This is a genomic window from Imperialibacter roseus (assembly GCF_032999765.1).
In the GTDB taxonomy this organism is placed as follows: domain Bacteria; phylum Bacteroidota; class Bacteroidia; order Cytophagales; family Cyclobacteriaceae; genus Imperialibacter; species Imperialibacter roseus.
Genome location: NZ_CP136051.1, coordinates 5,532,860 through 5,547,282, shown reverse-complemented (window position 1 = coordinate 5,547,282; position 14,423 = coordinate 5,532,860). Strand labels below are relative to the sequence as shown.

Below are 14,423 nucleotides of genomic sequence, written 5' to 3'. Positions count from 1 at the left end.
AGTCATGAAATAATATGTAATGACTCAGAGAAAAATATGGAAAGTGACGGTTACTCGCCCATCATCCACTGTGAAAGCAGGTAGCCTGCTCCCTTGGTCACTACCTTGTCAAAGCCATTTGGAATTTTACCTTCGGGAAGTAAAATCCACCCATCCATTTCCGCCACTTCGGTAACGTCGATAGCCATAAACGCAGCGCCATCGCCTGAGGCTTTTTCCAGGAACACGTACCTGTTGTTGTCAGCAAATACAGCTGCAATGGCGGGCACTGCATAGCCGGTGGCCTCACCTGTTATAATTTTCCCTTCCACGTACATGCCCATGATGAAAGGGATATTCTCCTCTTCGAAATGGCCATGCACCTTCACCGCCCTGGTGTTGTCGTCGAAGGCCTTGTCGATCAGGTAGATGTCTGCTTCCAGCACCTTGCCGGGCATCGACGGCAGCATGATCTCCATTTTTTGTCCCTCTTTTACATTCATTGCCTCCGACTCATAAACGCTGAGTTCGGCATGGATGTGGGTGAGGTCCACTATTTCCATAAGGGATTGCCCGGGCGTTATGTAGCTCCCGATTTTTGCAGATACTTCCGTCAGGTAGCCATCCATTGGTGCCCGGATGACAAAAGACCTGGCAATAGTCCCTTTGTCGAGTGTGGCCATATTTACATGCAGAAAGCTCAGCTTCTGTTGTAATGCTTCAACTGAGGAGTTCGTTTGCTCATACACCGCCTGAGCGAGTTGCAGATTCTTCTTTGAGGTGATGGAGTCAGCGGCCAGGTTGCTTTGTCTTTCAAACTCGGACTTTAGCACTGCCAGTTGGCTCCTGTGCTCAAGATACTGCTGTTGCAGATCAACGAATGCCGGCCCTTCCATAACGGCCAGCACTTCTCCTTTCTTTACCTTTTCACCGATGTGTTTGTCGGCTGATTTTACATAGCTACCCAAAAACGTGGTAACAGAAGCCATGTGCTGCGTTGGAACATCGAGCATGCCATTTGCGGACACAGAGGTTGTGATCGTTCGCTGCTCTATTGTTTTGGACAGGAGACCCGTTTTTGCAATCTGCTGGGCCGACAGTGTCAGGCCATCAGCAGTTTTTTGGGCTTGCTGACTCTCAGCAAGCGGCTCTGCCTGGTTGCTGCAGCCCTGGACGGTAGCTAGAAGTGCAAGACCTAAAATATATATTTGACAACTTTTCATCTGTATAAAATTTAATTTTTAGCGGCCAGATGGAATAGCCTGTACCATTACGGAATAGATCTTAGTCTGTTGACAGATTATCCATTCCGTTGGGTGGGGTATTCCTTATGGCTATTTCATGTGGTGTAGATTAATCAATTAAAAAGAATGCAATGTTGACCTCTGCCAGCTTTAGCTGATGCAGTTGGTCGATGTAGCTTAGCCTGATTTGTCTGGCAGTTTCGAAATTCAACAGCAATTGGTATAAGTCTATTTCTCCTGCGGTGTATGACCTGTTGGCCACTGATATAAGCTCTTCGGCCATTTTCAGCCCCTCAGTTTGGTAATAGGCAACCATTTCCTCAAACTTTAGCCGGTTGGCCTGCAAGCCCGCCCATTCGGCCTCCCTTCGCCGCTCATAATTGTCCAGTTGCTCACCTGCAGCTTCCGCATACAGCTTACTGGCCTGTACTCGCCTCACCTGCGAAAGCCCCAGCAATGGAATGCCAATCCCGAACTGGTAGCCATCAAAATTGGCAGCGTTTTCGCCCTGCCCAAAGCCTTTGAAATACTGGGCCTGAAAGGTAGGTGCCAACCTTGATTCTTCTACTTTTTTGAGTGAAAGGCTGCTGGCTTCTTTTTTTACCAGCTCCCGATACTTTGGATCGTCCTGAGAAGCCTCAATAGAGGTGTTTTTTCCCAGAATATCGGTGCGGCTAAGGGCCCTGGAGGGGAGTACGATTGAATCTTCACTTTGCAGGATGCCTTTGAGCCGTTCCCGGTAATGCGCCACTTCCAATTGCGACTGTGTCAGCGCTGCATGCACTTCGCTGGCTTTCGATTTAGACTGTATAAGCTCAAGTTTGGTGGCGTCACCCACCTCAGCTCTCCGCATCACCACCTGGTTCATGGCAGCATACAGGCTATCCAGTACCCGCCAATGCTCCAATTTTTCCTGCGTTTGGGCCATGCCAAGATAGAGAATAGCGACGTCTTTGCTGAGCTGTCGTTTGGCAATATCAAGCTGTGAGGCAGTAATGTCTGTTTGGTTACCCAGGGCCTTTTTGGACGCCGTGTAGAGCCCAGGCCAGGCGATTTGCTGCTGCACGCCAAGCACCCTCAACGGAAAGCCGTTGGGCGCTATATTGTTTTGGTCGTAGCCGTAGTAGATATGGGTGGGGCCGGGATCGAAAGCGGTCTTCTCCAGTTTCTCCACACCTTGCAACGTTGTTTGGGCGGCGTTGATGCCCTGATTGTTCTCCAGGGCGATCTCAATGGCTTTGTCCAGCGTCAACGCAGATGGAGCATTTTGAGCGTTGATCGCAAGGCTGCTGCTCACCAACAGCAACAGCATCGTCGCCTTTTTACCAGGCCATTTGAAAAAGCCAGTTTCCAGGAGCGTGTAGAGTACCGGAAGCACCACCAGTGTGAGGAAGGTGGCTGACACCAGACCGCCGATAACAACGGTCGCCAGAGGGCGTTGCACTTCTGCTCCAGCTGATCCTGAGAAGGCCATAGGGAAGAAGCCCAGTGCTGCCGCCGACGCCGTTAGCAACACGGGGCGCAGTCTCATTTTTGTGCCCATGATTACTCTTTTGTGAATGTCGTTAATTCCTTTGTGCTTTAGTTCGTTGAAGAATTCAATCAGTACAATGCCGTTTAGCACGGCAATGCCGAAAAGTGCAATGAATCCAACGCCAGCAGAGATACTGAAGGGCATGCCCCTGATAGTTAAAGCGATGACCCCACCTATTGCGGCCAGTGGAATGGCGGAGAAAACAAGTAATGCCTCACTGACAGCCCCAAAGGTAAAATAGAGCATGATGAAGATGAGGAACAATGCCACTGGCACCGCCACCATCAGCCTTTTCTTTGCATTTTGAAGGTTTTCAAACTGCCCGCCATAAGTGATATAGTAGCCGACAGGCACCTTCATATCGGCGGCGATGATTTGCTGCATTTCCTGTACCAATGACTCCATATCTCGGTTTCGCACGTTGATACTGACCACAATCCTTCGCCGGGTATCATCCCGTGAAATTTGGGCTGGGCCTGCTTCGTAGGTGATACTGGCCACTTCCCGTAGCGGAACCTGGCCTCCAGCTGGAAGGGCAATGAATAAATTGCTCAAATCCTGCATGTCTTTTCTGTTTTTCACGGCCGTTCTCACTACAAGGTCGAAGCGCTTTTCTCCCTCAAACACAACGCCGGTGGCTTCTCCCGCAAAAGCCATTCTGATCACCCTGTTCACGTCTTTTACCATGAGGCCGTAAGACGCCAATTTGCGGCGGTCGTATTGCACCGACATTTGCGGCAGACCTGCAATTTGCTCCACACTTACGTCAGCTGCACCTTCCACATGCTGGATAAGAGACTTTACACGGTTGCCCATATTGAAAAGCGTATCGAGATTCTCCCCAAAGATCTTAATGGCCACATCAGCCCTTACACCCGTAACAAGCTCATTGAACCTCATTTCGATGGGCTGAGTAAATTCAAAACCAATGCCAGGCAGCACCGACATGGCAGCTTTCATTTTATCAGCAAGCTCATCTTTTGATGCAGCGGATACCCACTGATCTTTTGGCTTCAGCCTCACAATGACATCCGTCATTTCCATCGACATAGGGTCAGTGGGAACTTCCGCCGCTCCAATTCTGGTGATCACCTGACTCACCTCTGGAAAATTCTGAAGCAGAATCCTTTCGAGCTTAGTGCTGATGTCCACCGTTTCCGACAAGGAGGTGCCCGGCTTAAGGATGGGCTGCACCACATAGTCGCCTTCATCGAGTGTGGGAATGAACTCGCCACCAAGCTGAATGAATAGGAACACGCTAGCTGCCAGCATAGTGATGGCTGCACCAATAACCAACGCCTTGAACCTCAAAGCGAAGCGGATGGTAGGCAGATACAGGTTTTGTATTTTTTCAATCAGGGCGTCAGAAAACCCTCCTTTTGAGGCCTTCGCTTTTTTGGGCTTAAGAAAGTAAGCCGACATGGCTGGCACGTAGGTCAGACAAAGGATCATAGCACCTATGAGGGCAAAACTGAATGACAATGCCATCGGCTTGAACATTTTTCCCTCAATGCCCGAAAGCGAAAGGATGGGAATGAAAACGATCAGAATGATGACCTGCCCGAAAATGGCGGATCGCATCATTGTGGAGGCACTCGTCGCAGTAAGAGTATCCATTTCGGCGGTTCGCTCTTCGTCTGATAGCTTCAGAAGGCCGTTTGCCCTGGCAGAGATCTGATGCACCGTATATTCTACAATGATAACCGCACCATCGATGATAATACCGAAGTCGATGGCGCCGAGGCTCATGAGATTGGCCGACACGCCGAAGTAATTCATCAGCGTGATACCAAACAAAAGGCTCAATGGAATAACCGAGGCTACTATCATTCCCGAGCGGAAGTTGCCAAGCAGAAGAACCAGTACGAAGATAACGATGAGTGCTCCAAGAATAAGGTTTTCGGCCACGGTTGTTGTGGTCTTGTCAATTAGTTCAGTTCTCTCCAGAAAGGGGTTGATGTACACGCCTTCAGGTAGAAACTCCCCTATTTCACTTACACGATCTTTCACTGCATTGATTACCTGGCTACTGTTGGCGCCCTTGAGCATCATCACCTGGCCCATGACCTTTTCGCCCTGGCCGTTGGCGGTAATGGCACCAAACCGCACGGCAGTACCAAACCTGACTTCTCCCACCTGCCTGATCAGGATGGGAATGCCATCCCGGTTGCCGATCACCACATTGCCAAGGTCCTCCAGGGACTTGATCTGACCCTCTCCCCTGATGAAGTAGCTCTGGGAGGCCTTTTCTATATAAGCACCTCCAGTCACGTCATTACTGGCTTCAAGCGCATCAAATACTTCTGTGATCGTAACGCCTGTGGCATTCAAGAGTGCCGGATCCACGGCAACTTCGTATTGCTTGAGAAAGCCACCCCAGGTATTTACTTCCACCACGCCTGGTATCCCCGATAAATAGCGTTTGACTATCCAGTCCTGAATTGTGCGAAGCTCTGTGGTGGAATATTTGCCTTCATAACCCGGTTTCACATCCAGGATATACTGGTAAATTTCGCCGAGGCCGGTAGTAATAGGGCCCATTTCCGGCGTGCCAAACCCAGCCGGGATGGACTCCTGGGCCTTCTTGATTTTTTCCGCAATAAGCTGACGAGGTAAGTAGGTGCCCAGGTCTTCGTCGAACACGATGGTGACAACGGACAGCCCAAACTTCGAGATAGAGCGTATTTCCTGCACACCCGGAAGGTTGGCCATTTCCAGTTCAACCGGGTAGGTTATAAATTGCTCGACATCCTGAGTTGCCAGGTTTCTTGACACGGTTAATACCTGCACCTGATTGTTCGTAATATCCGGCACAGCTCCAAGTGGAATTTGACTTAGCGAAAACAGGCCAACGCCCATAATGGCTAAGGAAAATAATGAAACGATCAGCTTATTGTGTATGCTGAATCGAATGATTGAATCGACCATTAACAAATAGATTTAAAGCGCCCGAAAGGGCATGAAAATTAGATAACCAAGAAGATTATCAGGCGCTTTGAGGAGGCTGAAACCAGTTGGATGCGTACTGAAACTGGTAATTGATAGAAAAAGGCTTAAAGTGTTTCACCGCATACTCCTGCACCGAAGCTTGTAAATCGGGTGCTTGGGGGATAGTGAAGAAAAAAGACGCCACCACACCATTGTGTAAAGGCAGCTCTGTTTCGTGTGAAGGTTCACTGTGGTCGGAACTGAGGCTGAAATGGAGCACGAGGAATTGAGGAAAGGTGAGATCCTTATCAAAAACCTTCTTGTGATGCTCATAGTGTGCAATCATAGAGGGCACCTTCTCCAATTCTTTGAAATTGGAACGGGGCAGGATGCTTCCGATGATGAAGTACCCGACAAAAGCCAATGAAAGCAGACTTTTCACAATGCAAATGTATAATTTGATAAACTCTTACAATGGCCACTCATCAATTTGGAATGTATCTAAAGAGGTGATGGCGACCAATAGGCGTGACAGAAGCCCTACTTTTAATGACTTTACTTCTCTCTGTAGTGCTTTTTTCTTTACTTTAGCAATGTCATTCAAATCCTTCGCTGCAATTTCTTCCAATCGAAGGGAAAGTTCTTCTAGTCGGGTTATGTACAAAATTGTTGGAGCAGTGTTTGAAGCCATCGCTGCGAGATTGCCCGGCTAGACCGCACCTGAAAATGCTGTGCTTCTGAGGATTGCCGAAAAATGCATCTTCAATTTCATTGACTTTTGCCTTGTAGTATCAGCCTCTTTGGCCTAAACCTAACTCCCCGCACTGCGCATTGTAAAGATGTGTCTTTCTGCAAACTCCTGGAGGGATTTGAGCAGAATGCGGCGCTTTTGAGACACCGTTAGTGCCGTGCAGCTTGGGGACGTTCTTCCACCCTGTAGAAACTGAGCAAATCGCTTACCTCAAAAACAGGCCCTTTTACAGCTTCTTTTTGCAGAAATGAGTATTGTCGGAATACTTGGGAAAACATACAAAAGACATGATCGAGTTCTTTAAAAAGGCGTGGATGGTACTTAAGAGAGGATCTCTGAGTTTTTTTCAGGAGGATGCTTTTACATACGCAGCATCAATCGCTTACTATACCATTTTTTCAATGCCAGCCGTTTTGCTCATTGCAGTTTCGGTTGGAGCAGCGTTTTACGAAGAAAATAAAGTGCAAATGGAGCTGACTAATCAAATTTCAGCTTTGATAGGATCAACCAGTGCTGCAGAAATTGAGAAAATGCTAGAAAAAGTGGCGATAGAAAGCTCTTCCAACTCTTTGGCTAAGACTTTGGGGATTGTGGCCTTGATTGTTAGTTCAACCACTGTTTTCATATCTCTACAGCTGAGTATCAACAGAGTTTGGAATGTAAAAGCTAAACCAAAAAGGGGAGTTGTTAAGTACATAATCAATAGGCTTCTTTCTTTGGCGATGGTTATCAGTATTGGGTTTATAATGCTGGTGTCGCTACTGCTTGAAAGCTTGCTTGTAATATTGCATGACTTTCTGATGGCGAATCTGGGAGGGGTTTCCGTTTATGTTGTGTCTGTTTTTTCGTTTATCGTTTCCCTGGGGATAGTCTCGTTGATTTTTGCACTGATGTTCAAAATTCTTCCCGATGCGAAAATTGACTGGAAGGATGTGTGGGTTGGCTCTCTGATCACCGCCATCCTGTTCTCGCTCGGCAAATACCTTATTGGCATTTATTTGGGGTCGAGCTCTATTACCACCGCCTATGGCGCTGCAGGTTCAGTGGTAGTTGTGCTTGCCTGGGTGTATTATGCGGCAATAATATTCCTGTTCGGAGCCAAACTTACCTATTCATACGCCGAAATATTCAATAGCAAAATCGAACCCAAATCAAACGCCGTTAGAGTGAAGACGGTGGAAATAGAAACCGACGAATGATATGAGATTAAAAAAAATGGATCATTATTGGTTCGACAGGCTTAGCTGGCGATACACCAACAATAGGAAACAAATCCTAGAAATTTTGATTTTGCGGACTAGAATTGACACAGCAAAGCACGCAGGTTTGAAAGTTAAAACATCCTACTATGGACAATATTACTACCCAATTGGTTGAGTCATTTGAACGGTTCCTGGACATCGTCATCAGAAATGCGCCCGCAATTTTTATAGGCATTATTCTGTTGGTGATATTTCTGTTTGTTGCCTCAGGGCTGCGATCGCTCACCCAAAAGAGACTTACCCGTAGGATAGAGGACAAGCTCCTCGTCAACTTCATAGGCAGGATGGTTTTTCTGTTCGTAAGTGCATTTGGAGTCGTAATATTTTTGAACCAAATAGGGCTTGGCAAAGCAGCCAGTGGCCTGCTGGCAGGTGCCGGAGTGTCTGCGATTGTGATCGGATTTGCCTTCAAAGACATTGGAGAAAACTTTCTTGCTGGCTTTTTTCTCGCATTCAGCCGCCCTTTTTCCATTGGAGACACTATCGAGGTGTTGGAATTGAAAGGAGTAGTGAAGGCACTGAACTTTCGTAATACACATATTCGAACATTTGATGGAAAAGATATTTTTCTACCCAACTCTTCTTTAATCAAGAGCCCTTTGATCAATTACACCCGTGACGGACTTCTTCGGTACGATTTTTTGATAGGTATTGACTATGGAGACGACATTGCAGCCGTAGGCAAACTGATCATCGATACATTATCCGCCGAGAGGCGGATAGAACATAGCCCTGACCTTAAACCCTTTATTTTGATTGAAGAGTTTGGTACAAGTACCGTTAACATAAGGACATATTATTGGGTCAATTCGCAGCGATACGAAGGCTCGGTGGCGGTGCTGCAGAATGATGTAATGAATGGGATAGTTTCGAGCCTTATGAAGCAGGGCTATAGTTTGCCGGCCGACATAGTAGAACTGAAAATATACCAGGAAGGGAAACCTATTCCGCTCAATATTACCTCTTCCAAGTAGTGAAATCATTTCTCTATTTCTTTTTACGATCAGGTTCAACGAGACGATCTAAACAATTGCCCTTTGTTATTGATTAATAGGGCATATCCTTTGCCTTTCAAGTATGAAAATTCGAATAAAGACCCATGTAAAAGCCGATTTGCAAACGGTAATAGCCGGGTTCACCGACAAGCTTTTTTTAAAGTTAAATCCCCCTTTTCCACCTGTGAAGCTCCGGCGCTTTGATGGTTGCAAAAAAGGAGATAAGGTGGAGCTTGAGCTGAACTTTATCTTTTTTAAGCAAACCTGGGAAAGTCTCATCACGCATGATCTCACAAATGAGACCGTTTTTTCTTTTGTCGACGAAGGCGTGCGGCTGCCCTTCTTTCTGAAAAGCTGGAAGCATCACCACCTTAATGAAGCCAACGACGCAGAAGGCACAAGCATCACCGATGATATCGAATTTACCACGCCTGCGTTGCTTACCAATTGGCTAATTTATCCGATTCTGTACTTGCAATTCCTCTACCGCAAACCCATTTACCGAAAAGTATTCAGTAAGTAAGTCTTCTCTTATTTTTATTCTAATTTTGGCGCATCGTGGCCAAAGTAAAATCAGCTTTTTTTTGTCAGAATTGTGGCGCACAGTCGCCAAAATGGACAGGTAAATGCCCCTCTTGCGGAGAGTGGAACACCTACGTTGAAGAGGTAATAGAAAAGGAGCATGCTTCGTCTCCATCCTGGAATAAGGCCAGCGGCCCTGCCCGTGCATCTAAGCCTCAGGCGATTGATCAGGTGGAGTCCGTGGCTATGCAGCGGATCAAAACTGCCGATGAAGAGCTCAACAGGGTGCTGGGAGGAGGCATTGTTCCGGGAAGCCTGGTGCTGATTGGCGGAGAACCGGGCATCGGCAAATCGACGCTGCTGCTGCAAATTGCGCTGCAGCTACCCAACCTCAAGGTGCTGTACGTATCGGGTGAAGAAAGTGAGCAGCAGATCAAAATGCGGGCGGAGCGAATTGGCATCAAAAACAATAACTGTTTTGTGCTTTCTGAGGTAGGCATTGCCAATGTGTTCAGACAAATCGAAGAGCTGGAGCCACAGCTTTTGGTCATCGATTCGATCCAAACGCTTTACTCCGATAAGGTAGAATCAGCGGCTGGCAGTATTTCTCAGATAAGGGAATGCACAGCAGAGCTGATGAAGTTCGCCAAAGAAACTAACACCCCCGTGTTTCTCATTGGCCACATCAACAAAGAGGGCGCTATCGCCGGGCCAAAAGTGTTGGAGCACATGGTGGACACGGTACTACAGTTCGAAGGTGATCGGCATTTAGTATATCGCATCTTACGAACTACTAAAAACCGATTCGGCGCCGCCTCCGAGCTCGGCATTTACGAAATGCAAGGGGAGGGGCTTCGGGAGGTCAAAAATCCATCGGAAATCCTTATTTCACAAAAAGATGGCGATGTGAGTGGTGTGGCCATTGCCGCTACGCTGGAAGGCAATCGGCCTTTGCTGATCGAGATTCAGAGTTTGGTGAGCCCCGCCACCTATGGCAACCCTCAAAGGACGTCTACAGGCTTTGACAATAAGCGATTGAGTATGCTGCTGGCAGTGCTCGAGAAGAGGGGAGGCTTTCGGTTGGGGACGCAAGACGTTTTCCTGAATGTGGCCGGTGGTTTGAAGCTGGATGATCCGGCAGCGGATTTGGCCATCTGTATGGCCATGATTTCTTCTCTGGAAGAAATCCCTGTATCCTCAAAAGTTTGCTTTGCTGCAGAAGTGGGATTGGGTGGTGAGATCAGAGCAGTGAACAGGATCGATGGGAGAATCATGGAGGCTGAAAAACTGGGTTTTGAGGCCATTTATGTTTCTAAGTTTGCGCAACGGGCAATAGAGGGAAAGAAGTTTAAAATAGCCGTCAGGCAGTTTGGAAGAATCCACGAGGTGATATCCGATTTGTTTGGCTAACTAAAAGAGGCAATGAAAGAGTTTTTCGAAGGTTTGGGTATCAGTGAGTCGGTGTTCACCTACGTAGTTATCCCTGCGCTGATATTTCTCGCCAGAGTGTGCGACGTGTCCATTAACACGGTACGGATCATCTTTGTGATGCATGGTAAGAAGTTGCTCGCACCGCTTCTGGGTTTTTTTGAGGCCTTTATCTGGTTATTGGCTATCCGTCAAATCATTACCAATATCGATGCCTTCTATTCTTATTTTGCCTATGCAGGAGGCTTTGCGACGGGCACGTTCCTGGGCATGGTCATCGAAGAAAAACTTGCCCTTGGCCGGGTCGTAGTAAGAGTAATTACGCAAAACCCCGCTGAGCAGCTGACAGCCTTCTTAAAAGAGAAAGGCTACCGCTACTCTAACCTCGATGCGGAAAGCAATGATGGCAAAGTCAATGTGCTTTTTACCGTTGTGAAAAGGGACGAGCTGCCAACCTACATTAACATCATCAAAAAATACAATCCCCAAGCTTACTACACTGTGGAGAGTGTGAAAAAGGTAAGCGACGACGATGTGTTCGATCAGCCTGCTGCCTACCAGGGAGTGCTGGGGCGACTCAGAGGGATCAACAGGAGCTAGGCGTTAGTTATCCGACTTCTTTTTGAACCAGTTCTTCCAGCTTTTTGGCTGCTTCTTTTTGGTGATGATGGTATAAATATCCTTTTTACGGACCACAGTAGGCTTTTTCAGTCTTGGGTCGGTGGGGTAGTCCACTCCTTCATCGTTGCTGGAAAACTTCGGTTTGGACCTGTGTGCTGGCGGTAAATCAGTTTCTTTCTTCGCTTTGCCACTTCCGATAATAAGGTTAACCCCCATTTTAAAGTCCAGTGTGTTCATGTTGCCTACATTGGCAAATCCAATCAGATTGTCTGAAGCGATATAATACTGAACAGGACCGCCAGTCATCGACAAAGCGAGCCCTGGCCGGGGCCATTGCTGCGGAAGCTTCACCACGCTGCCTGAGGCAACAATGCCTGGCGTTAACTGTTTGACATAAGACACGGCGAAGGCCGATTTTACTTTGCCTACGAGGAGTTGATTCATCATCGTAACGGTGACTCTATCCACAGGGCCAAGTAGCAGAGATCCGCTTAGTATTGATTTGGCACTCAACATGGCCGAATATGGATTGGCCGTTTCCTTTGGTGTAAAGGCGTTCTTTAGTGAGTCAATAGTGCTTTCTATATCACCATCAGCTGTGAAATAGACACCCTGAAAAGCAAATGAGGTGTCGCTAAGAATGAAATTCTGGCTAAACTCCTTCCAACGGACATAGCCGAGGTCGGTGATAGAGGCCGACAGGCTGTACAGGTTTTGATGAGTCCACGTGGCACCGAGGTCGATAGCTGCCCCCTTGTTTGGGTTCGAAAGCAGGTAGCCAACGGAGGGATATTCACTTACTCCGGCTGCATTTAAGCCAGCCCTTTTGAATAGAAAACCGTAGCTATAGGTTTCCGGCTCAATATCCACTCTGGCGTCCATCCCCCATAGTGTTTTCACATTGTATATCCCCTGGATCAGCTTTATTCTGGCGCCAATTTTCAGGTCATCATTCATCAGGGACGTATTCACGCCAACGCCATACTCTCTGAAGTAGGAAGCGCTGAAAGCCGACTTGCCTATATTGAGCGGCTGGCCTACAAGCGAGTTGGTGCCTTCCCAGGCTGCCTTTATCAGATTTTTGGTGTACTGGCCCCGCACATTAATTCGTTCGTTGACAAAGAAGCTGTAGCCAAAGGAAGACTTTTCCGGCTTGATACCCACATAGAGCAGGGGGATACTAGTTTCAAATAGCAGGGCATTCCTCTTTTTGAGGTGAGAGACCACCTTGTCAACGTCCAGCTTCACGGAGTCATTTTCCAGTTTGGTGAACGCCCGGTTGTAACCGAATCTGTTGTTAACATGCAGTCCCATTTCGGAAATGACCGGCAGGCCCAAAACCAGTTTTCCTTTTATCTCATTCGCCGGATTCAACCGGCTGTTTTGCGGCACAGCATCACCCAGCGTGTATAGTCCCAGCCCATTTTGCCCCTTCACAGTTGCGAAGCAGCAAATAATGACCAATATGGTTGTTAGCCAGCGCCTCATTGGGTTTTTATTTTCAAGCGGCCCAAAACAGAAATATTGATGTCAAGTTTGTAGTCGGCATACAGCTTGACGTACTCCTCGTCGGCGGCATTAAACGTATTGATTATAATGGCCACATTGAGATGGTCAGCGCTCTTTAGGGCCTGAGTGCCCTCTGTTCCCAACACAATTTCTGAAAGCAGCTTTTTTGATTCCAGTGTACGCCCCGATGCGTCAACTTGCGGGGCTGACAGCACCAGCTCTTCTGGCACGGTGAAGAGAATGGTGTCGTGTTCGTCAGCAAAGTTGACAGCGAGTCGCCCCTCAAAGGGCATTTCATTTTCGGTGTAAAATCTCAAAGCTGCTTCCTGAAGATTTTTCAGGTCGATTTCGTCGGTTCCAAACTTAAGGTTGGTGGTGAACTCCTGCATCCTCACTTCGAAGGGTAACTCCACCACAGTGATGGTCCTGAACCTGCTGCTGTCTGTCATGAAATTCAGGTAGTCCTTTTCAAAAACATCGGGGTTGGAGATGACTGTCAAAGGCAAGTTGAATTTGACGGGGGTGATGCCAAAAAGCTCCCTGATGTTTGAGTTTTGTGCGTTGATGACAAACTCTGAGTGGCTGGTTTTTCCGATGGAATCGAGCTTTGGATAGTTCACAAATTGTAGCGACTCGGTTATTGATCCGGTAAGCGCAACTGAAGTGCTGTCATTATTACTTGCGGAAAGGTTGTTCATCAACAGGCCCGATGGAAACCCAAATGAGTTATCAACTTTGAGAATAATTTTGGGATCTTTAAAGTCGAGCCCGTAGTCTCCAAACGTTTCAAAAAACTTTAGCTCTATCGTTCTGTCCTGCAGGAGCCCTTCTTTCCGGTCGAAGTAGCCATGCACATGAGAGTATGTTGCTTCGGAGAAGTCAATCGAAAAACGAAAGAAATCTGAAAAATCGACGGACTGGCCTGGCTTCACAACCACTTTTCCTTTGATGATAACATCAAAATCGTTGGCTTCTTGCCGCCTTCGGAAAAGCAACTTTTTGCCTCCCAGCGGCATTCTTGTGATCGATGTTACCGGCACTGTGGTGCCAAAGCTTAGCGTATCCGAAATGCTAACCGATGAATTGTCGGCTGTCTCAAACATAGAAGGAAAGCCAAACTCCAGAATGACGTCACTCCGGAAGCGGGAGTTAATTTCCAGTGCCAGGTTTCCGCTATTAAAAAAAATAGAATCGACCTGCTCACCAAAAAAGGCATCGAAAGAGAAGGTGATCACCTTTTCGAATTCCATCACCTCGGTCTCTCCGCCAGGAGACGAAGACACGAAGGGAAAGACTATATCACTTTTATTAATAGGGGGGAAATAGAGAAAAGCTTCCCGTTCGTCATTGTACGAGGTGTCCATATACACGATGGTCATGAACAAATCCTCACCTTCTTCAATGGTCAACGCATTGTCCTGAAGGTCGCCTACCAGTTCCCGCATGGTGTATCTCGACACTCCCAACGGAACAGCGAGCGTTGGCTGGTAGTCGGGAATATCCAGGTTGCCAAATTCGAGGTCATTTATTCCGCAGCCAGAAATCAGAATGGCCAAAGCCCCTTTCATTAGCCAGGACAATGGACTTTTCTCCAAAAAAGTCATTAAGGTCGATAGTATAAAAAAAATAATATCCTGAAGAAGTCGTCAC

The 14,423-nt window shown here is 47.3% G+C and carries 11 protein-coding genes; 5 read left to right on the top strand and 6 right to left on the bottom strand.

The features are described 5' to 3' along the window. Positions 1–50: 50 nt before the first annotated feature. The 4 genes from RT717_RS23465 to RT717_RS23450 all read right to left on the bottom strand — a co-directional run bounded on the left by RT717_RS23465 (position 51) and on the right by RT717_RS23450 (position 6,376). Positions 51–1,202 (bottom strand): efflux RND transporter periplasmic adaptor subunit, encoded by a 1,152-nt coding sequence (locus RT717_RS23465; protein ID WP_317488778.1) that lies wholly within the window; start codon positions 1,200–1,202, stop codon positions 51–53. A gap of 130 nt (positions 1,203–1,332) precedes the next feature. Then, positions 1,333–5,685, bottom strand: coding sequence for a CusA/CzcA family heavy metal efflux RND transporter (locus RT717_RS23460; RefSeq protein WP_317488777.1), 4,353 nt, complete (start codon positions 5,683–5,685; stop codon positions 1,333–1,335). 58 nt (positions 5,686–5,743) lie between these two features. Continuing rightward, on the bottom strand, positions 5,744–6,127 hold the full coding sequence (locus RT717_RS23455) for a hypothetical protein (RefSeq protein ID WP_317488776.1): 384 nt from the start codon (positions 6,125–6,127) through the stop codon (positions 5,744–5,746). 27 nt (positions 6,128–6,154) lie between these two features. Continuing rightward, a complete protein-coding gene (locus RT717_RS23450) occupies positions 6,155–6,376 on the bottom strand; it encodes a hypothetical protein (RefSeq protein ID WP_317488775.1) in 222 nt (73 codons plus the stop codon). A gap of 347 nt (positions 6,377–6,723) precedes the next feature. Between RT717_RS23450 and RT717_RS23445 the strand changes: the two genes are divergently transcribed. From RT717_RS23445 to RT717_RS23425, 5 genes are all read left to right on the top strand, one after another. Next, entirely contained in the window at positions 6,724–7,635 is a 912-nt protein-coding gene (locus RT717_RS23445; protein WP_317488774.1) for a YihY/virulence factor BrkB family protein, read from the top strand. Positions 7,636–7,784: 149 nt separating this feature from the next. Beyond that, positions 7,785–8,672, top strand: a complete 888-nt coding sequence (locus RT717_RS23440; RefSeq protein ID WP_317488773.1) for a mechanosensitive ion channel family protein — start codon at positions 7,785–7,787, stop codon at positions 8,670–8,672. Positions 8,673–8,775: 103 nt separating this feature from the next. Then, complete coding sequence (locus tag RT717_RS23435; protein ID WP_317488772.1) at positions 8,776–9,216, top strand: SRPBCC family protein; 441 nt, start codon at positions 8,776–8,778, stop codon at positions 9,214–9,216. Positions 9,217–9,251: 35 nt separating this feature from the next. Next, on the top strand, positions 9,252–10,625 hold the full coding sequence (gene radA / locus RT717_RS23430) for a DNA repair protein RadA (RefSeq protein ID WP_317488771.1): 1,374 nt from the start codon (positions 9,252–9,254) through the stop codon (positions 10,623–10,625). A 12-nt stretch (positions 10,626–10,637) separates the two neighbouring features. Continuing rightward, positions 10,638–11,243 (top strand): DUF2179 domain-containing protein, encoded by a 606-nt coding sequence (locus RT717_RS23425; RefSeq protein WP_152001585.1) that lies wholly within the window; start codon positions 10,638–10,640, stop codon positions 11,241–11,243. A gap of 3 nt (positions 11,244–11,246) precedes the next feature. On the opposite strand, the gene RT717_RS23420 is transcribed toward RT717_RS23425, so the two are convergent. Beyond that, on the bottom strand, positions 11,247–12,752 hold the full coding sequence (locus tag RT717_RS23420; RefSeq protein WP_317488770.1) for a DUF5723 family protein: 1,506 nt from the start codon (positions 12,750–12,752) through the stop codon (positions 11,247–11,249). Further along, the gene (locus RT717_RS23415) at positions 12,749–14,377 is read right to left on the bottom strand and encodes a hypothetical protein (protein WP_317488769.1); all 1,629 of its coding nucleotides are present in this window, start codon (positions 14,375–14,377) and stop codon (positions 12,749–12,751) included. Before RT717_RS23415 ends, RT717_RS23420 begins: the two co-directional genes overlap by 4 nt. Positions 14,378–14,423: the final 46 nt, after the last annotated feature.